This window comes from Vibrio kagoshimensis (genome assembly GCF_050337535.1).
GTDB classification, from domain to species: domain Bacteria; phylum Pseudomonadota; class Gammaproteobacteria; order Enterobacterales; family Vibrionaceae; genus Vibrio; species Vibrio gallaecicus.
Map to the genome: position 1 here is coordinate 235,188 of NZ_JAKJSZ010000005.1, position 20,086 is coordinate 255,273.

General features: G+C 42.6%; 25 protein-coding genes and 2 pseudogenes. 16 read left to right on the forward strand and 11 right to left on the reverse strand.

From position 1 onward, the window contains the following. Nucleotides 1-95: 95 nt before the first annotated feature. The 5 genes from L4C37_RS05935 to L4C37_RS05955 form a co-directional block, all read right to left on the reverse strand. The gene (locus L4C37_RS05935) at nt 96-1,439 is read right to left on the reverse strand and encodes an SNIPE associated domain-containing protein (protein WP_429768148.1); all 1,344 of its coding nucleotides are present in this window, start codon (nt 1,437-1,439) and stop codon (nt 96-98) included. Nucleotides 1,440-1,968: 529 nt separating this feature from the next. Continuing rightward, nucleotides 1,969-2,883 carry a DUF6414 family protein gene (locus L4C37_RS05940; protein ID WP_429768105.1) on the reverse strand — a complete coding sequence of 305 codons (915 nt, stop codon included), beginning with the start codon at nt 2,881-2,883 and terminating at the stop codon, nt 1,969-1,971. After that, nucleotides 2,876-3,067, reverse strand: a complete 192-nt coding sequence (locus tag L4C37_RS05945; RefSeq protein ID WP_429768106.1) for a hypothetical protein — start codon at nt 3,065-3,067, stop codon at nt 2,876-2,878. Before L4C37_RS05945 ends, L4C37_RS05940 begins: the two co-directional genes overlap by 8 nt. Further along, the gene (locus L4C37_RS05950) at nt 3,061-3,507 is read right to left on the reverse strand and encodes a hypothetical protein (protein WP_429768107.1); all 447 of its coding nucleotides are present in this window, start codon (nt 3,505-3,507) and stop codon (nt 3,061-3,063) included. The genes L4C37_RS05945 and L4C37_RS05950 overlap by 7 nt, the downstream gene beginning before the upstream one ends. After that, nucleotides 3,507-4,166, reverse strand: coding sequence for a phage repressor protein CI (locus L4C37_RS05955; RefSeq protein WP_429768108.1), 660 nt, complete (start codon nt 4,164-4,166; stop codon nt 3,507-3,509). The genes L4C37_RS05950 and L4C37_RS05955 overlap by 1 nt, the downstream gene beginning before the upstream one ends. 168 nt (nt 4,167-4,334) lie before the next feature. On the opposite strand from L4C37_RS05955, the gene L4C37_RS05960 reads away from it, so the two are divergent. From L4C37_RS05960 to L4C37_RS06000, 9 genes and pseudogenes are all read left to right on the forward strand, one after another. Further along, entirely contained in the window at nt 4,335-4,547 is a 213-nt protein-coding gene (locus L4C37_RS05960) for a hypothetical protein (protein WP_429768109.1), read from the forward strand. A gap of 110 nt (nt 4,548-4,657) precedes the next feature. After that, nucleotides 4,658-5,197, forward strand: a complete 540-nt coding sequence (locus L4C37_RS05965) for a phage regulatory CII family protein (RefSeq protein ID WP_429768110.1) — start codon at nt 4,658-4,660, stop codon at nt 5,195-5,197. A gap of 11 nt (nt 5,198-5,208) precedes the next feature. Then, complete coding sequence (locus tag L4C37_RS05970) at nt 5,209-5,499, forward strand: hypothetical protein (RefSeq protein WP_429768111.1); 291 nt, start codon at nt 5,209-5,211, stop codon at nt 5,497-5,499. Between the two features lie 130 nt (nt 5,500-5,629). Further along, nucleotides 5,630-5,926, forward strand: a pseudogene (locus tag L4C37_RS05975) (hypothetical protein); the annotation flags it as partial. Then, entirely contained in the window at nt 5,923-6,324 is a 402-nt protein-coding gene (locus tag L4C37_RS05980; RefSeq protein ID WP_171733850.1) for a hypothetical protein, read from the forward strand. The pseudogene L4C37_RS05975 and the gene L4C37_RS05980, both read left to right, overlap by 4 nt. After that, nucleotides 6,324-6,554 (forward strand): hypothetical protein, encoded by a 231-nt coding sequence (locus L4C37_RS05985; RefSeq protein WP_429768112.1) that lies wholly within the window; start codon nt 6,324-6,326, stop codon nt 6,552-6,554. The genes L4C37_RS05980 and L4C37_RS05985 overlap by 1 nt, the downstream gene beginning before the upstream one ends. Next, complete coding sequence (locus L4C37_RS05990) at nt 6,551-9,172, forward strand: replication endonuclease (RefSeq protein ID WP_429768113.1); 2,622 nt, start codon at nt 6,551-6,553, stop codon at nt 9,170-9,172. The genes L4C37_RS05985 and L4C37_RS05990 overlap by 4 nt, the downstream gene beginning before the upstream one ends. 442 nt (nt 9,173-9,614) lie before the next feature. Further along, complete coding sequence (locus tag L4C37_RS05995; RefSeq protein WP_171733845.1) at nt 9,615-9,785, forward strand: hypothetical protein; 171 nt, start codon at nt 9,615-9,617, stop codon at nt 9,783-9,785. Between the two features lie 164 nt (nt 9,786-9,949). Continuing rightward, complete coding sequence (locus tag L4C37_RS06000) at nt 9,950-10,168, forward strand: hypothetical protein (RefSeq protein ID WP_253820711.1); 219 nt, start codon at nt 9,950-9,952, stop codon at nt 10,166-10,168. On the opposite strand, the gene L4C37_RS06005 is transcribed toward L4C37_RS06000, so the two are convergent. From L4C37_RS06005 to L4C37_RS06030, 6 genes and pseudogenes are all read right to left on the reverse strand, one after another. Further along, nucleotides 10,163-10,444 (reverse strand): Ogr/Delta-like zinc finger protein, encoded by a 282-nt coding sequence (locus tag L4C37_RS06005; RefSeq protein ID WP_253820719.1) that lies wholly within the window; start codon nt 10,442-10,444, stop codon nt 10,163-10,165. The genes L4C37_RS06000 and L4C37_RS06005 overlap by 6 nt on opposite strands. Nucleotides 10,445-10,498: 54 nt before the next feature. After that, nucleotides 10,499-10,615: pseudogene (locus L4C37_RS06010) on the reverse strand (ogr/Delta-like zinc finger family protein); the annotation flags it as partial. A gap of 214 nt (nt 10,616-10,829) precedes the next feature. After that, nucleotides 10,830-11,774, reverse strand: coding sequence for a hypothetical protein (locus tag L4C37_RS06015; protein WP_429768114.1), 945 nt, complete (start codon nt 11,772-11,774; stop codon nt 10,830-10,832). A 22-nt stretch (nt 11,775-11,796) separates the two neighbouring features. Next, a complete protein-coding gene (locus L4C37_RS06020; protein ID WP_171733842.1) occupies nt 11,797-12,360 on the reverse strand; it encodes a hypothetical protein in 564 nt (187 codons plus the stop codon). A 77-nt stretch (nt 12,361-12,437) separates the two neighbouring features. Beyond that, nucleotides 12,438-13,469, reverse strand: a complete 1,032-nt coding sequence (locus tag L4C37_RS06025) for a phage portal protein (RefSeq protein WP_429768115.1) — start codon at nt 13,467-13,469, stop codon at nt 12,438-12,440. Next, nucleotides 13,466-15,256, reverse strand: coding sequence for a terminase large subunit domain-containing protein (locus L4C37_RS06030; protein WP_429768116.1), 1,791 nt, complete (start codon nt 15,254-15,256; stop codon nt 13,466-13,468). Before L4C37_RS06030 ends, L4C37_RS06025 begins: the two co-directional genes overlap by 4 nt. Before the next feature lie 176 nt (nt 15,257-15,432). On the opposite strand from L4C37_RS06030, the gene L4C37_RS06035 reads away from it, so the two are divergent. From L4C37_RS06035 to L4C37_RS06065, 7 genes are all read left to right on the forward strand, one after another. After that, entirely contained in the window at nt 15,433-16,296 is an 864-nt protein-coding gene (locus L4C37_RS06035) for a GPO family capsid scaffolding protein (protein ID WP_171733839.1), read from the forward strand. Then, nucleotides 16,296-17,288, forward strand: a complete 993-nt coding sequence (locus L4C37_RS06040) for a phage major capsid protein, P2 family (RefSeq protein ID WP_429768117.1) — start codon at nt 16,296-16,298, stop codon at nt 17,286-17,288. Before L4C37_RS06035 ends, L4C37_RS06040 begins: the two co-directional genes overlap by 1 nt. 30 nt (nt 17,289-17,318) lie before the next feature. Continuing rightward, nucleotides 17,319-18,035 carry a phage terminase small subunit gene (gpM, locus tag L4C37_RS06045; RefSeq protein ID WP_429768118.1) on the forward strand — a complete coding sequence of 239 codons (717 nt, stop codon included), beginning with the start codon at nt 17,319-17,321 and terminating at the stop codon, nt 18,033-18,035. A gap of 124 nt (nt 18,036-18,159) precedes the next feature. After that, nucleotides 18,160-18,534 carry a hypothetical protein gene (locus tag L4C37_RS06050; RefSeq protein WP_429768119.1) on the forward strand — a complete coding sequence of 125 codons (375 nt, stop codon included), beginning with the start codon at nt 18,160-18,162 and terminating at the stop codon, nt 18,532-18,534. Then, the gene (locus tag L4C37_RS06055) at nt 18,534-18,953 is read left to right on the forward strand and encodes a head completion/stabilization protein (RefSeq protein WP_371706805.1); all 420 of its coding nucleotides are present in this window, start codon (nt 18,534-18,536) and stop codon (nt 18,951-18,953) included. Before L4C37_RS06050 ends, L4C37_RS06055 begins: the two co-directional genes overlap by 1 nt. Beyond that, nucleotides 18,950-19,444 (forward strand): phage tail protein, encoded by a 495-nt coding sequence (locus tag L4C37_RS06060; protein ID WP_102418081.1) that lies wholly within the window; start codon nt 18,950-18,952, stop codon nt 19,442-19,444. Before L4C37_RS06055 ends, L4C37_RS06060 begins: the two co-directional genes overlap by 4 nt. Beyond that, entirely contained in the window at nt 19,428-20,084 is a 657-nt protein-coding gene (locus L4C37_RS06065; protein ID WP_429768120.1) for a virion morphogenesis protein, read from the forward strand. The genes L4C37_RS06060 and L4C37_RS06065 overlap by 17 nt, the downstream gene beginning before the upstream one ends. The last annotated feature ends 2 nt before the right edge of the window (nt 20,085-20,086 follow it).

Consider the following 20,086-nt stretch of genomic DNA (forward strand, 5'->3'; position numbering starts at 1 on the left):
TATTTTAGTCAGAAATTAATAAGGCTCTGAGTTAGAGCCTTAAGGGTGCGGTTAGTTATTGCACAATGTTTGCGATTAACTTATTGATAAGCGTGTTAAGCCACTGCTTCAGCTTGTTGCTCTTTCTCAATAGCAATACTTTCACGATATTCAGCTGCTTCAGCTTTCATGGTCCAGTGAACTTCATTTAAACCTTGTTGCTCTACGGCTTGCTTCACTTCCGCTACTGTAGTTCTGAAGAACTCTTTACGTGGGTTAATCTTGTTAACTGAACGCTCGTTGAATTGTCTATGAAGCTCTTTCTCAAGAGTTGGGGCGTCATCGCTGTAAATCATTGCGTGTACATCAAATGAGAATGGAACTGATGCATCACCTAGTTCTTTCACTCGATCCATTGGCTCTAAACGACGGGTCATACCAATCTTAAATACTTCTTCACCGAAGCTACCTACGTTACTGATTACGTAAACGTGACCACGGCGTGTCTGTTGTGCCATTGAAAGGGCACGTTGGCCTCTTTCTTCTGCTTCTTGTAGTTTGCCTTCAAGTTCCGCTAGCTGAGCTTCGAATTCAGCTTTCTGTTCTTCGCTTGCTTGCCCTAATTCAGCTCGTGCTTTATCTAGCGCTTTTTGCAGCATCTTTTCTTCTTTTTCTGCTTCTTTACGTGCTTTTTCCATTTCACGGATAGCGCGTTCTTCTTCTCTAATCTGAGCTTTAATTGCAGCTTGCTCTTCTTTTTCAATTTTTCTCAGCTCGAACGCTGCTACTGCCCACTTCAATTCAGTTAAGCGAGCATCTAAAAATTCTTGGTTAATACGAGCATTTCGGAAGGGCGCTCCATTGTGGTTTACCAGAGCAAAAGCATCGATAATTTCTTGCTGGATTTTCCCAAAGTTGTCGTGCTTTGTTTTAGAAAGGGCACTATCAACTTTTCCGTTAAAAGCATCAACAGCAAAGTGAATAGCATAAGTCTTACGGTGAGCTTCAACGTAATCACATGCACCGGCATAGTTATCTTTGACCATGTCTTTTACACGTTTACGTGCAGCTTTTAGCTCTTCGCCTGCTTCTTTGAAGCTGAACTCTTCAGCAAGGTCATCGAGAACGGATTGGTTAGGGACAATGTAATCGTCTTTGTAACCTTCGATGGTGTTTTTCATTGCCTTAATCGCTGTTTCATAAGAGTCAGCTTTTGCTTTTGCCTCGTACGCATCACCAGCAATTTCTTTTGCTTGGGCTTCTGCATAACTAATGACTTTGCTTGCCTCTTCACGAGCTTCTAACTTGATCTCTTCAGCTTTCTCTTTTGAATTGGCTAGCTTTACACGGGCTTCAGCAGTAATGCTTTTTGACTCAACCTTAGCTTCATCTAAAATTTTGATTCGTTCATCATTAGCTGTCATTTCAATTTTTTGAGCTTCACGCTTAGCTTCCGACACTTTTAGAATCGCTGACTCTTCAAGCTTTTCGGCTTTTTCGATGGTTTTTTCTACTTCAGCTTTAGAGCGTGTGATTTTTTCTTCGGCATTACTTAACAGTTCTTTTGTGTGTGCTTCCATATCTATGATTGGAGAGTACTGTGCTTTTAGATCTTCATTTTCAAAAGCTTGCCTTTTTACATCTGCCTCTGCTCTTTTTAGGGCTTCTTCAGTTAACTCTAACTTTGAGTTAAGTTCCTGTTGCGTTTTTTTGCTTTTTGAACGAGAAATAATAAGCAAAATTAGAGGTAGAAAAAGTATAGCGAGAGCTACTAATGCATTTTTATCCATTACGTTTACCTAGCTGAGTTGAGTTGTTTCACTGTTGGTTTTTATTGCTTAGGCTTTCGCCCAAAACGTTGTGAAACGCCCGTTGAGTGACTTGGCTATGCCTACTGCTTCTTTCATATCTTGGGTGAATTAGGTACGTTTACACACACTAGATAACACATGTTACCTAGTGTGCCATTGTCTTCAGAGCTAGCAGAAACTACAGTTCGGTATATACAGCTATGGGTTCAATGATGATTTCATTTTCCCCCTTTGAACCAAACATTTGTTCCAAGTCGTACATGTTTTCCGCAAGACCAACCATGTGAGACAGCATTGTAGCACCGTCTGGGAGTTCTTTTATTTCAACATCTTGAGTGTCATGAGAATGACTAATAGTGCCTAAAACAACAAACTCTTTAGCGGTTTTCCTAGAGTATTTTCGACAGATGGCTTTAATAGAGTCTCTAAAGTAATCAGGAGACAAGCATGTTGAATACTCGACTTCACCAACAAATTGTTTGAATCGAACAATATCATCACCAAATTGGTCAAGCATGGTATCTATACTGTTTAGTACGGGAGTTGGTAAAATCAGTTCCGAGTTGACTTTCATTTGCCTAATTTCTTTATCTATCTCAGACTGGAGCTTTTTAGCGCTAGGGCTATTTTTGTTTTCAGCCTTCAGTATTTCTAAGTTTTGATAATCTTTAGTTAACTGACCTTTGGCGATAGCGTCGCCGATTTCATTGAATTTCTTGAATAGCTCTTGGATTTCTTTTAGGTCAACAAATTTCCCTTTCGCGCGTATACGGATGAAAGACTTATTGGAGTTACATATATCTGAGTGTGTATAAGTGTTTGAATCTACATCAATAAGGAGTTCACTATTAATTAATTCAGCTTCTAGTAGGTTAAAAGCATAATCATGTAGGAACTTTTTTGATGTGGAGCTAGAGGCTTCTTTTATAGCGTTGGCGATTGCGCGACCAGAAGTAAGTTTTCCTTTTTGGGTGTCTTCTTCACTCTCTTCTACAACCTGTTGATCTAAGTAATACTCTGTTACGCCTTCGAAAAGTTGAGATGAGAATGAATAGAGTTTTTGTTCGTCTAAATAAATGAAGTTCTTAATCACGTTTTCCTAGCCTTGTTCGTTCTTTGAAGCGTTTGTGAGCTTCTTGCTTTTTTTGTTTTGTATCAGTTATAAACTCTTGGTGAGAATACTTGCGCTTAGTATCGATGTAAGTCCAAGCTGCAAAAATTAGAGTCGCAACTACTACTATGAACGTAATACTGCTGATCAAAATGTCTGCTAACATGGGACTTCTCCATTGAGTGCTGGCGCTTCAATTTTGGCTTTGGTTGTCAGCCTCCAAAATATGACGAAACAAAAAAAGAACGAACAACCAGCTAAGGTTGTAGATAATTGGATTAACTGTTCAAATTTTATCTTATCAAATCCTGCTTCAACTGCCAGAAGAATTGCCATTAAGCTTGTGTACATCACAATGGCGCATATTGAAAAAACGTTGCTAACGGACTTCCACGTTTCATCACCAGTCATGTGCTCCAATTCATTCAATATGGAGATATGTAAAACAAAACCAAGCGCTATGTATTCACTAGCTGAAATTGGCGCAAAACCGTCTATTAAGATACTGAAAGCGAATCGAAGCCCAATTGGGATTAACCCTATGATCACGGTGTAACAAAGCCACTTGGTTAACTTGGAAACCGAGCGTTTTTTGTTCTCGCCCATCACACCTTCTCCAACACAACAGCCACACGACCTAATACTTTGATGTCTTCGTCTGCAACTTCTACCGTTGAAGTGCCAAAGACAACCGCAAGTTTGTTTGGTAAACGTTGAATGTGATTTATCGACATTCTGCCGTTCATATCTATTAAGTATTCACCACTCACAGCATCGTTCTGAGACTGATCCACCAAGTAACGCGCTTGATTAGTTTCAACTTCAATCGTTGCCAGCTCGTTTAAATCCCACCCATTAAAAATGCGCTTTGCGTAAGGCATATCACCTGTAGGAAGCAGCTTGCCATTTGATAGGCAATAGCTCTTCAGAATAACGGTGCTGTGCTGTGACACTGCAGCTTCAACCATTGGAGTGTCTTTTTCTGAATGCGAGATAAATTTGTGCGGTCGATTTGGTAGCTTGGTGCGTTCTTCATCGGATAGCGCAAGCTCTTCTACAGGAATACCTAAAGCGAGATGTAAGCGGACAATTAACTCGTGCGAAGTACGGTTATGCGTATTCCAAGTACTGAAAGTGGTTTTTTTGACATCAAACCTATCCGCCATTTCTAGAATGGTTTTACTTCTAGTTAGGTGTTTAAGGTTTTCTGTAAACTCTGGACCAGACAAATAGTCGAATGGTGGAATTTTACTTTTTTTATCCATTTAAGTGTCGCTCGAATAGTTTATATTGCCCTTGATTATCAAATAAACCGAAAATAACTATTGTAAGTAGCTAAAAATGGATCAATAATCTTTTCGTACTCAAGCTTAACAACGGCAGCTAACCAATTAAGCCTGACTCTCAATAAAGTAACTTGTAAGGATATCATTATGTTGTCATTTGCACTATCGCCTCCTGTCCCATATATGCGTATTGAACAGTACTCTCAATATTCAGGCGTATCCCTTTCAACACTCCGTAAAGATATGGAAAACAACAAGCTAATCATCCGCCCTAAAGCTGCGAAGAATGAAATCCCAATGGTTAACGTTATCGCCATGATGGAAATTGCATCCCGTGAAGCATTAGAAAAGTTGGGTTAGCCATGGCTGTTTCTTCCCTTATTCCAACTGAGAATTATTGCCCAAGCTGGCTTCATTTGTTTGCTTGGGTTGTCATTCTCGTTCCTCCTTTCCTATAGAGAGTGTTATTCATGGACGAAATTGATGCCATGTGCGAATTACGTGAGCCCAAACAGCGAGCATTCGACGCCGTTTGCCGTGATTTTGTGATTAATCACAATGTCGAAAAGGTCGCTAAACGTGTTGGGTTAAGCGGAACTGTGTTACGCAGCAAGTTAAACCCAGAGCAGCAATACAAATTAACGCCGGTTGATATGGCGCTAATCAGTAAAGAAACGGGTGACTACACCATCATTAATACCGTGTTAGCCGATTTAGGCGTAGTGGTAGCCAAGGTTCCCAGTGAAGAGGAATCAAAGACGTTCGTTGAACGCATTCTAGATAATTCGGTTCTGTCTGGTGAGCTGTCTAGCGATGCATTGAATATGTGCAATGCAGACCGCTTATTCAGAAGCGATAAACGTAAGACGATTGCAAAAGCTCAAGCCGCTATCGGCAATTTGGTTTTGCTTATGTCTGATTTAGAAAACCGCACAAGTGGCACAACCCCTTTAATCAGTATGGGTTTCGAGTTTATTGCCAACGGTGCACCAATCCCCGGCTTAAGTTAGAGGAATTTTGTATGTCAGTTGCAACAGTAGAACATTCAACCGCAGTACCACCGCTAGAAAATCCGTGTCCTGATTTGCCTTGTTGGTCTTTGAACCAAGAGCAAAAGGAACGTGGGCTCACTCTTTTACAACGCACAAAGAAAGAGTTAAGCGAACGCCAGTTACAGCCACTTCGCCTTGAACGTAAAGAGTTGCAAGAAAAGTATGATTCAAGTGATTGCCGCATACAGCAGTTGCACCTTGCGCGCCAAATTAAAAGTATCGATGCCAGTGCGATGGACATTCAATCTCGCTGGTCCTAATCCCGATTTACTCCAAGCCAACCTAGCCTAGGCGTTTTGCCTACAACCCTTATCCCTCTTTGATTTAAAGAGGGAGGGTTTTTTATATCCAAAATTTGAGGAATTAAATATGAGTGGTCTTAATACTGAGCGTGCAGTGTTCGATATTGTTCACGCCATCAATGTTCTCGCAATGGCAAACACAGATGTGATTTTAATATTCGCGAGATTTTCTGGTCATGTTAACAGCTTCGAAGTTGACGCAGATCCAAAGGGTACTGTCTACGAAAAAGGAGTCAGACCAGACCGATTGATGAGGGAGTATGTTTATTTTGATCATCCAAACGCGCTAGAAAAACTCCTATCAATAGAAAGCCAACTGACAGAGTTGATCATCACTGCCCGTGAAGAAGCTGAATCCGAAGCAAAAGCAGAGGTGGAAGCATGAGCATCATCACCGTATTCCGTAAAGACTTAGAGCATGGTCTTCGCGGTGAAGGCTTTACTACTCGTAAAATTGAGCAGTTCATTCGTGTATTCAACGGCGTTGATTCAAGCCAAGGCGCAATGCTTCAACTTGATTCAACTCGCGCAATGTTGGTGAACGTGAATGGCACCGAGCAAGGGCTTTGCCTTGAAGACTTCATTACAGCGTGGTGGGTTTTCTGGGTTGTGGTGTTCAACCAATCAACCGACAACGCAACGCATCACCAAGCCCTAGGCGCAATTCGCGCACTCTTCTTTGTTTCTGCTTGCACTAAAAGTACAAGCCAAAACGCAACCATGCAGATGTGGTGGCGTGATTGCGAACCAGTCCATGGTTACCCAACAGTGGAGGCAGGCTAATGCTGAATTATGTAGCGGTAGCACTGAATAGTGGCGGTGGTGTTGTGCGTCATTCTGAAACGAATGAGGTAATGAATATTGGGCTTGGTGAATTTGAATCACCAGAGCCAGCAATTGATACGGCTTGTGAGTTGTTTAACTGCCAGCACGTGATGAACGGCGTGATTATCAAAGGTAACCACACCGGTGGGCACATGGTTATGGATACACAGGAGATGAGCGAGCTTTGAGTTCATCCAACTACGCATCCAAGAAAAATAGGCGCTCACAGCAGAAGGTTCAAACTTCTGGTGAGCGCCTTATTTCGTGGTATCAAGATGTTGATATCAACAGCCTTGAATGGGTGGGTGGTGAACAACCCATTACACCTATTGCTAATGATCTCGTTTTATCTCCACGCCAAATTACAAAGCGTGAGCCTGAAAACCTTTCCGTTGTTGAACGTAAGCTATACGAAGTAAACCCTGCAGATAGAGAATGGCTTGCTGAATACTTTGCACCACTTCCACATTATCTAACCAAATATTTCGCTAACCGATACGTGTCTATTTTCAATAAACAAGGTCGCTTTCCAGCTAACACTTTCATTCGTGAAAAAATGGTACCGGCACATAAGCGAGTTTTGTTGGTGCTTGAACAATACAAACAACTTCCTACTACATCTAAGGTTGCTTTGTTGAGTGATGCTGTCGATGAAGAGAGCAGCACTCAGCAAAACAACTTTGAACACGCTAACCAGCAAGCCTCTTTTGATTTCGAGCAAGTAGAGAAAAACCGCAAACCCATTAGAAGCAAAATTATTGCTGAACTGGTGGAAGATGAACTGCGAGAGATGGCATTTAAAATCGTATCTATCTTGATTCGTTACCAAACGGTTCTGACTCAGACAATTGAATGTGAAACTGCAAATGGTGAGAACATTGCGGCTTTAATGGTGTACAAGCAGTGCGTTTCTTTGGTTCGTAGTTTTGGGGTGAAAACGCCAAGTGATGACAAAAAGATAACGCCTGAAAACATCATGTCGTTTATCTCAAAGTTGAGCTGTGAGAAGTGGTGGTTTAACCGCTTAAAGCGCATTCGCAAAATTATGCGTGAGCACTTAGCTATTGCTATGGGGCAGGTGTCGGCTAAGGCTTCACCCTATTCATCATGGGACTGCATTCAAGAACACCAAATTCAGCAAAAGAAAAACTGGGATTTCATTCAAGGCAATCTACTGCAGGAAGAAACCACAGGTGAAGAAGTCGAAATGGCAGAAATGGTGCTTAAAAGTACCTCTAACCCTGCGATTCGTCGCCATGAATTAATGGCTCGTTGCCGTGGTTGTGAAGACATTGGTAATGAGCTTGGTCTTCAAGGGCTGTTTTTAACGCTTACTGCTCCCTCTAAATATCATAATAGCTATAAGAAAGGCGGCTTTATTCCACATTGGAGTGGGGCAAGCCCACGTGAAGCGCAAACCTATTTGAATAAGGTTTGGCAGCGCATTCGTGCCAAGCTTGGGCGTGATGAAATTCGTTGGTTTGGTATTCGAGTTGCAGAGCCACATCATGATGGAACACCACACTGGCATTTGCTGATTTGGGTTAACCCTGAGCATGTGGCTAAGGTTCGTGAAGTTTTCATTCTTTATGCTGTTCAATCTGACAAAGAAGAGCTTTACCCATTCTTTGACCGAAATGAAAAACGAGCAGCCAAAAAGCAATCTATTCAAGGTCCTTTCAATTATCGACCTCGTTGTGACTTTGGGTATATCGACCCTGAAAAAGGCACGGCAACAGGTTATATCGCGAAATACATTTCTAAGAATATTGATGGCTATGCCATGGGTGACGAGGTTTCGAAAGAGACTGGGCAATCTGTGCAAGCGATGGCGAAGAATGTTAATGCATGGAAAAGCCGATGGGGTATTCGTCAGTTTCAATTCTTTGGTGGCGCACCGGTCACGACTTACCGTGAGCTGCGCCGCTTAGCCAGTCAAAACAAAAAAGCCTTTATGGAATACGTCTTCAAGCAAGAGCGTGAAGAGCTGGCTTCTATTTATCTAATGTCTATGTACCGTTTAGTTGGTCCGTTTAAGCCTGCTTATGCCATGACTAATGCAGAGCTAGTGGCGGCAATTGCTGATCGCTATGAAGCTCGGATTGATACAGACCAGGCGAATGTGGCAGGCACAATGAAAGCGGCTGACCATGGTAATTGGCAAGGTTACATCATGGGGCAGGGTGGTCCTTTTGTTAAGCGGGTGGATTTGTTGATCACTAATTCTTATGAAGTGCTGCCGTTTGCTTCTCCGCATGGTGAAGACGTTCGTAAGATAGAGGGTTTTGTGGCGGCTGGTGAGGTGGTTAAGACTCGCCTTAAGACTTGGCAGGTAGTGACTAAAACAGAAAATGGCGATGAAGCTAAAGCGGGGGCTCTTGCTCCTGCTCTTGATCTTGATTTGTCTGGAATCTCTGATTCCTCTCGGAGTTCTGTCAATAACTGTACGCAACCTCAGAAGGTACAGGTTAGCGATCAGCTTAAGCGATTATTAGAACCTTATTCAATGAGAGGTGGTTTACCGCCAAATATTGATGATTCGGCATTAATCGCGCTGCAAAAAGGCAGTTCAATACGAATAGATGATGAAACGAGTATAAGAATCCGACCTGCGGAGCATCTTGCATGCGGCACCGTTCGCCCAGCTCAACTTGTTGAAGAATACAAACCGAAAGAAGATTTAAGTTGGTTAGAAGAATTTGAGGCTAAACCGCCAGAACCTTTAACCGGAGAAGATGAAGACCACAAATACCAACAGCCAGATTTGTCTCACTTCACCGAAGTGGATGATTGGCCGTTAGTGTAGTGGCTTATTAAGTTTCGATGATTATGAATGACTAAGTTTTTGAGAGTGTTGTACGATTTTTAGATGAAACGAATGCAACATTTTTTAGTTGTCCGGCTTGTGAAATTAACAACCCAGTCAGAACATAGTTTCAACCATAACGAACGTTTTTCTAAAAAATAGGCTCAAATTCAATGGTTGACTCAAATCTAAACTTTGGCACTATTTCTTCACCCTCTGTCTCCCTTCTTACTTTTTAATTAAGCAGAGCTACGTTCTATCACTGCTTCCTAATTCAGCAAGTTTTTAAAGCTAATGAATTTGTGATTTAAATCACCTTTTCTAGGGCTTGCGGGATTTCTAACCTGTCGTAGGTTATTAGATATCAAAGGTAATTACCTTGATTTAGGAAACTTTGGAGACCAAAGCATGCTGATACGAAACGAAGAAGCAGGAGAGCACCATGTCAAATCCATACAGTAAAACAACTTACCAATACATTGCAGATCTTGAATTAGAGGAATTGGATAAAGCCCAATCTCTAGAGGAGATGCTCGCAATTACCAATCACTTTAGGACTATGCGTGATGCAGTTTACCAACGAGAATTTGAGTCATTTTATACGGCAGCGTAATTGATTTATTTTCTGGTAATGGTGGTAGTCGTATGCTGTTCAGTGAGAGCTGACAGCATTGCGAATTACAAAAACCTTAAATAGCTCTCACAGCTAAAAATGCACACTGGAATGCTGTATATATATACAGTATATTCCATTGTGTGATTTGTAAGGATATTGATATGTCTAAAGAAAAACAGTTATTTCAATTAGCACTGGAAGTTATTATTGATGGTGTGGCAGTTAGCACTGCTGAAGAGGGTAGTCAGGAAGCGGGGAGGGTGTTACTTGAAGGGTTGCTGATCAAATACGGGCATTTGATAGACGCCGAAAAAGAAAAAGCCATCCACTCTATTATTGGGATGGCTGATGAAACAGAAAGCCCTGCGTTTGAGCTATAACATTGAAAGTTGTTGGTGTAAGTCTTTTCTGTGCTCTGGTGTTAAAGCTTTCACCATATTAAACGCAAGCTGAGTTGCTGTTTTAGCACTAGGGCTAAGTGTATGGCTGTATGATAAATTCATTACGAAAGTATGACCGCACTCTGGGTCGCTACATGAACAATATAAATCCGCGCAATCATTGCTTAGGCGGTTAGTCTTGGTAATTATTGAGCGTTCGCCGCATCCGCAAAAAATACGACGGCCAGATAAGCTTGGTTTACTGGCTGCTCCCATTCCTAAATGAATTTTTGAATGTTTTAAAGAATGTTTATACCCAATTACACTTACAAACGTGTGACCACAATCTGGGTTTGAACATGAACAAGATAATTCCGCGCAATTTGCATCCGCTGCTTTGCTTCTGCTAATAATCGCGCGTTCACCGCATTTGCAATAAACTCGCATACTTAACCTAACTTGCTGACTGACCTTGATATAGTAGGTCAAACACTGTGCTTTTGTACAGTTGTAATGCTGGTGGTATCAGGGTGGAAGTCCAAAGAGCGGAAGGTAAATATTGTGATTTTTATGTAATGCTAGGGAAGTTTATTGGCGTTGGATGAGATTCAAAAAGCGCGGTAAATATACCGCGCTCAAATTGATGAAGTTTGATTAGTACTTACGCCAAAGCTTTCTCTTCGGCTTTTTTGTTTCTAAGGCATGATCTAGTTGCAGCCGGAGCCTTTGGTGTTGTTGTGTCCGCAATGAATTGCTCTAGTGTACTTACACCTAGTTGCAAGTTTGCAAGCTGACGAGCAACTGTTCTTGTGAACGTAACAGTGGTGAACTTGAACTTGGCACCCATTGTTTGAGTTTCTTGTTGGAATACATCAGCTGGTGCACTTTTACCAGAATTTACGCTGTAGACCATTTTCATCCACGAATAAGCAATAGAATAAAATACATCTTTTCCTGCTGATTCGGTTGTAACTTCGCCTTGAGAAAACACTGTAGCCGTATTTTCAGTATTTGATTGGCTAGTGCAGGCAATAGCTAAATCAGTAAGTGAATCTTGAACTTTATCGAGTTCACCATCGAATATACTTCTGAGGGCGGAAGATGCTTTCTTAATTAAACTAGAATAATCTTTTGATTCGTAATGTAGAGTTTTAGTTTGGGTATCGACTATTTCAAACAGTTTAATGCTTGCGAGGATTTCAGTATAACGAGAGAAACCCTCGGCACTTTCTTTGGTGTCCCCACTTAATGGGTTCCATCCAGCTTCTGAGCGGGCTGCATTGAGTAATGTTGATACCGCAGCACTTGGGTGTGCTAAAAATGCGTCCGCGAGTTCGTCTATTTCAGCCTCGGAAGGAGCAGAAATAGCCTGAAATTTTTTCACAGCATCGGAGCCTGCTTGTACATTTTTTGAAGAGTCAGTTGAGGTATTCGGTTGTGTACTTCCGCCAGGAATAAATTGTTTGTGATCTTGGTTGAGGAAAGCACTTAAACTTTCAGTAGCCGCCAAAAACGCTGCGTGGTGAATGTAGCTAGGGTGGTTTGCTGCATAACGGTTGAGAGTGTTTTCAGATAGAAGCCCTAAAGCTTGTAGTGAATTTTTCATGTTCATTTCCTTATGTACGATATTAGTTTTTAGGTGGAGTAAAGCAATTTGACAGGTTGTTAATTGCTATTGGTGTGAATGTATTAGGGTTATATGCGGACTGGACAAGATTGTTAGTACTTGAATTCGATATGACCCAGTTATTGGTGGCTTTTGCTTGTGTTATTTGGTTTCTGGAGTTTAAAAGTTTGGGATTAGCCAACAGCGCGCCAGCGTTGCAGTAATTGGTAATGTAAGCCTGTTCATTTAGATCAGTTTCAAGCGCTGTCCAACCATTTGCATTATTACTAACTTCGATGTTGTAGACCCATATCGCGTTTGGACCAGCATTGGTTTGTGCTGCAATAAATTTAGCTTCAGATAAATGAGCATTAACCCGGCTGATAACCATTTGATCTATAGTTTTATTTTGTTGTCTCGCTTGTCCTACATAGAAAGGGGCATTCATTACGGGATTGTTATTTATCTGCAAATGCATGATGTAAATTGCGGCATCTACTCTATTGGGGGAATCTAAAGTGTCTGCAGCGCTAAATAGGGGAAATAAAAGTAACGCTGCAACCAATTGAAGTTTTGCTTTTTTCATTATTAATTCACCATTTTTGAGATGAATTAATAGTATTTCAAAGCGTGAATTTTATTATTACACCCTATTACACGGTCTCATTCGGCGCTGACTTTTGTAAGGAGATCAAACTGTAAGTGAAGACTTTTTGATATGTCAGGGTCATTGTTTACTTCATCCATTATCAGTTCACAAACTGGGATTATTTCATCTTTGGCGTATTCTCTGCCCACCTTTTCAGGGTCGGGAAACGTGGCACCAGGTTGAGGCATCATGCCACCTTTACCTGCAGGGAATCGATGCCCTACAAGAATGTCTTGGGCGGTAATATTCTTGATTCGCTCAAATTCATCCTTAGTGGCAATGTCACCCACTGGGATTAATTGAATTCCTTTCTCTTTGCCATTCGGGATGTTCACAAACATGCTGCGGAAATTGCCCACGCCTTTCGAGCTGGCAATAGTTTCCTTCATTTTCTTTTCGTCATCTTCACTTAGGTTCGGGTCTGATGCGTAAAAGATAAAGCCCATGTGTGCACCGTTCTTGTAGTAACGGCGACGAAATAGAGTGGCATCTTTGTTCAGTAAGCTGCTCTGAATACTGCCTAAGTAATCGGGTAACCCATAAACTTGTTGCTGTGGGTCGTATTGAGGTAGAAAGATTACATCTTCTTTGCGGTATTCCCGTTGTTGGTTATCGCGTTCTAGAATGATGAAGTTGCCATTTTTCCGCTTGCGCAGATACATTCCAGGTAACGGGTGTAAACGGACAACACGTTTAAAGCCATCTCGGATTTTTAAGAACCCCGCATGACCAAACGTGAAGTAATCTCGACAAAATGCTTGAACATGTCGACGGCGAATTGCGCCACCTTGCTTAAATCTCCCTGCAACGTAGTTGGCCCGAGCGATTAGCAAAGAACCATGGTATGAATTTGCTCTGGCAACATCGGCTAATCCAGATGGTGAAATGGGCGGTTCCCAATAGTTGTCGGTGTCGTTGTAAAACAAATCTGAGTAAGAAGTCATCCAACTATTCGAGTCGATGGCTTCCGGTGCCGAGTCGATGTGATAAACCGACTCTGGTGCTTGTTCTTCTTGTGTGACTAACGTTTCTGTTTGCTCGGTCATTGTGTGGTTGCCCAAGTTGATTTGCGTTTATTTTGGTTCAGCGGCTCATTGATAAGTGCGTGAGAGATTGCCCAGAAAGCATCGGCATGACCTACTAATTCAGAACGGTCGGCTCTAAATGACATCATTTGACCTGATTTGGTTGCACCTCTTTTAATAGCCATAAATGCGCTGGCGATATCTTTTTCTTCTTTTGAAAATTGGATTCGTTTGGCTTCCACAACATCGATCATCTTGAGTACTAAGCGGTTTTTACTTTCATTGCTGTAGTGGATTGGATGAACCTCACGAGGGTATTTCTCTTGAAGTAAATCGAAAACACCAGAGCCAATACCAGTGATATCCATACCAAGATAAGTGACATGGTAGCGCTCAAATATTTTTGCTATTTCAGATACGTGATGCTGAAAGTTCAAACCTCTCCAGTAGTATTTCTCTAACACTCGAAACTTTTCCCCAGTTGTTGCAGGTGGGGCAATAACAACGAGACAAGCATTATCACGGGTTCGGCTTGGGTCATAACCTAGCCAAACTTCACGATGTTCAAATGGTCGTTTATTCTTGGGCTTAAAGTCTTGCCAGATTTCTGGGTCAACCATTAGCTTTTCGATGTTGTTGAAATTGAAGACACTGGATGAGTCATCAACAAACTCACACATATAGAGGTTTTTAAATACAGATGGGCTTTTCTCATCTTCTAGTTCTTCAACATCAATAAGATTGCATCCACCTTTCACCGCGGATTTAACATCAATGACATAACGCCATTGCTTATCTGGGCACACATTCCCACCATCTTTCAGTTCGGCAATGGTTGGGAAATCAATGTTAGCGCGAGACTCTTTGCCTTTTTTCCATTCATCACCCGTCCAAAATGGGTAAGCCGGATGGTTCTTTGCTGACGGAGTTGAAAAGTAGGTGATGTGGTATTGGGACTGAGTCGCACAGCCCTCAACTACGGACGAGATTTTATTAAAATCGCGTATCCAAAAATACTCATCAATATAAACATTGCCTGATTTAGATTGCGCCGTACTCGCATTAGTTGATGCAAAGTGTAAACCCGCATTGTTGCTTAAAATTATCGGGTTGCCTTTGAGTTCAATACCAAAGAATTGCATGGCAATTTTAATTATGTACTGGCGGAAAACTTCTGATTGAGCTCGGCTAGCCGAGATAAATATTTGATTGCGCCCTGTAAGAACGGCATCTTCAAATGCCTCACCAGAACAACCGTAAGTAAAACCAATTTGGCGAGATTTCAATGCATTGCGAATACGTGGCATGTTAGTGTCGTTTTTAACATCACGCATTAATCGCTGATAATCATAAAGGCTGCTAATCCACTCTTGGAAATCCTCTGCGGTTAGATCATCAACATTGTTTTTACCTTTACGTCTCTTTTTATTACTGCCATTACCACCACGGTTTTGATTGGATGATTCGGAGTTGTTCCCCTTTGAGCTGCCTTGCGAAAGCATTCGTTCAGCTTTGGCTTTTGCATCAGCATGTGCTTTTAGCAACTTAACGTGATGGTCAATAAGCTTGTCCATTTCTTTAAGTTGCTGATCGCTTTTCTCGTCTTTATCTATTAACACAGCCAAACGGCGGTTAACCATTTCCTCAACTGAAAGTTCGTTCAACAACAAAGCCCAGCCGAATTTCTCCGCCCAGGTATAAATAATGCGGTCGCTATTCAAGTTAAGTTGCGCCGCAATTTCCTTTGGAGGTACTCCGCGTAAATAAAGCTTTTTCGCGGCCTCTTTTATTTCATTTGAATGTGCCATAGCTGCATCATACGCCCTGAAAACTCGTAAATGGCTAACCAAAATTCGGATGAATTCGGATATAGCCAAAATCCGAATTTCTAGGAATTGAAGTGGCTGAAAGCAGTCAGTCAAAGGCGTATTGTTTGCCGTACACAAGATTCATTTGACGTAATTTAATTGGGCAAACGACAAGCATGAGTAAAACCAGTGATTGGAAGATTGTTGCTACAGAAGGCGCAACCGTAGACGGTCGCCAGATTACAGCAGCATGGATTAAAGACATGGCATCGCTGTATTCGGCTTCTGAATACACAGCAATGATTTGGCCTGAACATGCCCGTTCTCATTGGAACGTGTTTGAAGGTAAAAACTGGGGTGTTGTCGAGAAACTCAAAGCTGAGAAAAAAGACGGCAAATTACGTTTGTTCGCCAAGATTACGCCAAACCAATATTTGTTAGATGCCAACCAAGATGGGCAGAAGCTATTTACATCTGTTGAACCGAACCCCGATTACAAGGGCGAAGGACGCTGTTACCTAATGGGCCTAGCTGTGACTGACTCCCCAGCTTCTACAGGAACAGATCGTCTTGAATTCTCTCGTAAACAAGGTGAAGTCACCAAGATTGAGTGTAGTGACCTTGAAGAATTAGATGTGTCTGAGTGCTTCACGACAAATCCTATTTCTAAGTTTTTCTCGGACTTGGCAAAGCATTTCCAAACTGGTGGGGAACTGCCAGCAATTACACCTGTAGAGCCTGAACCAGAGGACATTGACGTGACTCCAGAGCAACTAGAAGCGCTATTTGATAAAAAATTTGGCGCACTTAAAGGCGAACTCGTAGAAGAGTTTGGTTTGCAAAAACCAACGCCAGCACCGGAAGTTAAACCCGAAGGTGCAACAGTAGAGCAGTTCTCTGCAACGCTGGAAGAAAAGCTTCAACCACTTGTTGATCAAGTGACTGGCTTAGAACAGAAATTTAACGAGCTTTCGCAAGAAGTACCAGGTCAAGAGCCAGGTGACGCGGGTGCAAGTGACAAAATGGAAGGAGTATTTTAATGCTAAATGCTGTTTCAACTAAGTATCTGGCTGAATTTAGCCTTTCAGTAGCACAAGCTGCAGGGCTAGAAGTTCCTTACGGTACTTTCAATATTACACCGCCAATGGAAACGGCACTGCGCCAAGCGATTTTAGAGTCTCACGAATTCCTTGGCATGATCTCATTGCTGCCAGTACAGCAAATTAAAGGTCAAGTAGTTGATGTTGGTAATGATGGTCTTTCCACTGGTCGCACGTCATCAGGTCGCTTTAGCCGAGAAATGGGACAAAGTGGTAACACTTACGAGCTGACGAAAACCGATTCTGGTGCACACCTTTTGTGGGAAACCATGACGCAATGGGCTAACTCAGGCAAAAAAGGCGAGTGGCTAAAACTAATGCTTAATGCGATTTCTCGCATCTTTGCTTTAGATATTTTACGTGTTGGTTTTAACGGTAGTTCAATCGCTACACCCACTGACCCAGATGCAAACCCACTAGGTCAAGACGTTAACAAAGGTTGGTTGACCATTGTTAAAGAGAAGAAAGCAAGCCAGGTATTAGCATCTGCGAAGCTTGATTCAACAGGCGCTACGGCTGATTCATATAAGAACTTAGATTCGTTGGCGCAAGACCTCATCAATACAACTATTGCGCCAGAGCATCGCCAAGACCCTGATCTTGTTGTGTTGGTTGGTTCGGATTTGGTGGCAGCAGAGCAACACCGATTGCTTGAAGCGGCTAATTCTCCAACAGAGCACAAAGCAGCTCAAGCACTAGCGAAAACCATCGCAGGTAAAAAGGCTTATACACCGCCATTTTTCCCTGCTGATCAGATTTGGATTACGAACACTAAGAACCTTCAAGTTCTAACGCAAGCCAATACCCAGCAACGCCGCCAGAAAAACAACGATGACGAACTACGATTCGAATCTAACCATATTCGTATGGAAGGTTACGCAGTGGGCAACCTTAAAAAGTTTGCTGCTATTGAATCTGTCACTGTTGTTTGATCCTGCACCAGTAGATTTATGGAGTGAATAATGGTTAGCCCATTAGCAAAACAGCGGAAGCAATTACTTGAAATGCAAGCTAACCAATCTGCGCCAGAAGTTACTTCTGGTGTGGACACCAATAGCTTGCACATCAAGCTGATTGACTTCGAAGAAGACCGCAAGCATTTACGCTCTTTCAATGCGATTGCTGATCGTGTCGAGCATAAGCGCAATGTCTTAGTCCCGAAATACAAACCGTATGTTCAAAACTACTTAGAAAGTGGTGAGCAATTCGAAAACCCAATTTTCACCAACTTGGTGATCTGGTTATTCGATATTAAAGAACTCGATACTGCAATTGAGTGGTGCTTAAAGGCAATTGAACGCGACTTGCCAACACCAGAGAACTTCCGCCGTGATTGGCCGACATTCTGTGCCGATGAAGTATTGGCATGGGCTGAAAGCGAATCGGAACGTGGCAACTCAATTGAACCTTACTTCACCAAAGTGTTTGAAAAGGTCGAAAAAGACTGGCGCTTACACGAGAAGGTTCACGCTAAATGGTACAAGTTCGCGGGTTTATACCTGATTCGAAATGAAGAAGGTCAACCGCAAGCGACAGCCATTGGCAATTTGGAAACGTTGGAAAAGGCTTTGGCTCTGCTTCAACACGCCCACAATAAGCACCCGAAAGTGGGTGTGGGTACCCAAGTGAAGAAAATCGAACAACGCATTCGTGCCATTAAAGATGGCAAGAATCTTTAGTCAGTAACGACTAAAACAAAGACTCCTACGCCACCGCGCCTCGGCTGGCAAGAGTGCAATAGCAAACGCTCATTGTGACTCGTTGACCCAGTGGCTAGAGGCGCACCTATTAAAGGGAACTGAGATGAAAAATTTAGTGATGTGGCTATTTATGCTGGTAATGACCGTAGCGGCTTTAACAACCAATAATCTGGGGATGCTGAGTGATGGCGTTGTCAACTTGTTGCTAGTCGCGGCTTGGGCAAAGTTAGTCCTCATCACGCTCGGTTCTCTCGCCTTGCTTAACGATGAACAGTTGAACAAGTTAGCTAAAAGGATGAAAGAAAAAGGCACTAAGGTTTGGCAAAGCAAAGCTCGAATCACTTTGTGGTCGTGCATAGGGTGCACTTTCATTTTCTGGGGGTATTGGATAACAGGTATCGCGTGGATGATTGCAACACTCGTCGGTGGCGTAGTGATGCTTGTTATACATGAACGAGCTCAGAGAGAGGATTTCTAATGAGCTTTGGTGGAAAAGTTAACAGCGCATCAAATACCGCCTTACCAGGTGAAGGTTGGCCGGATTTATCAACCGATGAATTTCGTCAATTGCGCCGTATTCCCCACACCTTTGATAACGATTCTATGGCTGCAGCCGTGAGCATTGCTGCTTTGAATATTCAGCAGCGACTTGAAAGCCTGTTGGTCGATGGCAACCCGCCAGTGCTAGGCGCAGCAAAAGCAGCCGTTTATAAACGCGCGGTTTATGGTTTGGCTCATGCTGACCTATTAAAAGAATTCGCCACGCAAGACCGCCGAAAAGAAGGCGAAAGTGTCGCGACAGATGAACCAGAACAAGAGGCACGTTTCACCACCCAAAGTAATAAAGATGTGCGTTTGTTACTTGGTCGTAGCGCCAATGGGATTAGTTCGATATGAGCGAAACGGTTTACAACAAAACCAAGCTTGAGCACTTAACGGATTACATCGTTAGCCACCTCAATAGCAATGTATTGGATAACAAAATTGATGCTTGGCAAGAGAACGGCTCAATTGTGCCAAGTGGTGAAGACCGTGGAAACAATGGCTATATCGCTTGTTACTGGAAGTACAACGCGGTGATCTCGGTTGAGGAATTTCCTCACCAGTTATTAGACCCACGCTGTTTATTGGCACTGGTTGCCTGTTGGTTAAGTGACCATGAAGAAGACCGAAACGAACAAGAACTTGAAGACCCAACGCTTTCAGTTGATGTGATCAGCAGTGAAGTGGCTGATGTTGGAATAGAGCTTGAGCTGATGGAACCCATTGAGCTAGTGCCAGACCCAGAAGCGGGAATGATTACTTGGCGTGGCATCAAATACCGAGTTCAAGCCGTAGAGATTTACACCGCAGAAGAAGCGGAGTTGGTGAATGAAACCGACGGTTAGCGTTAATAAAAGGGATGTGCTCAACATGCAAGAAAAGCTTGCCATGTTAGCCCTTCCATCCAAAAAGCGAATTTGGATTCTTAAAACATTAGGTCGTTGGGAAACCGCTAATACTCGCAAGCGAATCAGGCAACAAAAGGATGTTAGTGGGCAAGCATTAGCACCCAGAAAAGGGAAGAAGCGCGGCAAAGTGATGCGCCGTATGGCGAAAGGGTTAACCCCTTATGTAAGAAACGCCAATATGCTCGACCTAACTTGGAACAACAAGCTCACCGCAAAAATTGCCGCAAGGCATCACCTTGGTCAAAAGCAAAAAATGACCAAGCGTCAAATGCAAAAGCGGTGGGGAACACCTAACTATTCTGCGCCTTGTTCAAAAGGGCAAGCGAGAAAGCTAAGGGAACTCGGTTACACAGTCGCGAGAAAAAGCGGTAAAGGGCGGAAAAAGCCAAGCCTGCGCTTATTAATGGAAACCGTAACCCATGGTCAAGCGGGGCAAATTATCCGAGAACTGAGTAATCAGCCCAGTATGTCTACTTGGGACATCCCATTAGCAGAACGCCAGATATTAGGCAGTAAAGAACGCGAAGTCACCCGCCAGCTCATACAAATACTTGAGAAGGCTAAGAAGCGAACATAAGC

What these genes read in the sequence shown, in the direction of transcription:
- L4C37_RS05945 (WP_429768106.1), bottom strand. Translation starts at nt 3,067, where the DNA reads ATGTTAGCAGACATTTTGATCAGCAGTATTACGTTCATAGTAGTAGTT.
- L4C37_RS06015 (WP_429768114.1), bottom strand. Translation starts at nt 11,774, where the DNA reads ATGAAAAATTCACTACAAGCTTTAGGGCTTCTATCTGAAAACACTCTC.
- L4C37_RS05955 (WP_429768108.1), bottom strand. Translation starts at nt 4,166, where the DNA reads ATGGATAAAAAAAGTAAAATTCCACCATTCGACTATTTGTCTGGTCCA.
- L4C37_RS05950 (WP_429768107.1), bottom strand. Translation starts at nt 3,507, where the DNA reads ATGGGCGAGAACAAAAAACGCTCGGTTTCCAAGTTAACCAAGTGGCTT.
- L4C37_RS06000 (WP_253820711.1), top strand. Translation starts at nt 9,950, where the DNA reads ATGTCTAAAGAAAAACAGTTATTTCAATTAGCACTGGAAGTTATTATT.
- L4C37_RS06050 (WP_429768119.1), top strand. Translation starts at nt 18,160, where the DNA reads ATGAAAAATTTAGTGATGTGGCTATTTATGCTGGTAATGACCGTAGCG.
- L4C37_RS06055 (WP_371706805.1), top strand. Translation starts at nt 18,534, where the DNA reads ATGAGCTTTGGTGGAAAAGTTAACAGCGCATCAAATACCGCCTTACCA.
- L4C37_RS06035 (WP_171733839.1), top strand. Translation starts at nt 15,433, where the DNA reads ATGAGTAAAACCAGTGATTGGAAGATTGTTGCTACAGAAGGCGCAACC.
- L4C37_RS05980 (WP_171733850.1), top strand. Translation starts at nt 5,923, where the DNA reads ATGAGCATCATCACCGTATTCCGTAAAGACTTAGAGCATGGTCTTCGC.
- L4C37_RS06040 (WP_429768117.1), top strand. Translation starts at nt 16,296, where the DNA reads ATGCTAAATGCTGTTTCAACTAAGTATCTGGCTGAATTTAGCCTTTCA.
- L4C37_RS06005 (WP_253820719.1), bottom strand. Translation starts at nt 10,444, where the DNA reads ATGGGAGCAGCCAGTAAACCAAGCTTATCTGGCCGTCGTATTTTTTGC.
- L4C37_RS06060 (WP_102418081.1), top strand. Translation starts at nt 18,950, where the DNA reads ATGAGCGAAACGGTTTACAACAAAACCAAGCTTGAGCACTTAACGGAT.
- L4C37_RS05965 (WP_429768110.1), top strand. Translation starts at nt 4,658, where the DNA reads ATGGACGAAATTGATGCCATGTGCGAATTACGTGAGCCCAAACAGCGA.
- L4C37_RS06030 (WP_429768116.1), bottom strand. Translation starts at nt 15,256, where the DNA reads ATGGCACATTCAAATGAAATAAAAGAGGCCGCGAAAAAGCTTTATTTA.
- L4C37_RS05960 (WP_429768109.1), top strand. Translation starts at nt 4,335, where the DNA reads ATGTTGTCATTTGCACTATCGCCTCCTGTCCCATATATGCGTATTGAA.
- L4C37_RS06065 (WP_429768120.1), top strand. Translation starts at nt 19,428, where the DNA reads ATGAAACCGACGGTTAGCGTTAATAAAAGGGATGTGCTCAACATGCAA.
- L4C37_RS06025 (WP_429768115.1), bottom strand. Translation starts at nt 13,469, where the DNA reads ATGACCGAGCAAACAGAAACGTTAGTCACACAAGAAGAACAAGCACCA.
- L4C37_RS05985 (WP_429768112.1), top strand. Translation starts at nt 6,324, where the DNA reads ATGCTGAATTATGTAGCGGTAGCACTGAATAGTGGCGGTGGTGTTGTG.
- L4C37_RS05995 (WP_171733845.1), top strand. Translation starts at nt 9,615, where the DNA reads ATGTCAAATCCATACAGTAAAACAACTTACCAATACATTGCAGATCTT.
- L4C37_RS06020 (WP_171733842.1), bottom strand. Translation starts at nt 12,360, where the DNA reads ATGAAAAAAGCAAAACTTCAATTGGTTGCAGCGTTACTTTTATTTCCC.
- L4C37_RS05970 (WP_429768111.1), top strand. Translation starts at nt 5,209, where the DNA reads ATGTCAGTTGCAACAGTAGAACATTCAACCGCAGTACCACCGCTAGAA.
- gpM (WP_429768118.1), top strand. Translation starts at nt 17,319, where the DNA reads ATGGTTAGCCCATTAGCAAAACAGCGGAAGCAATTACTTGAAATGCAA.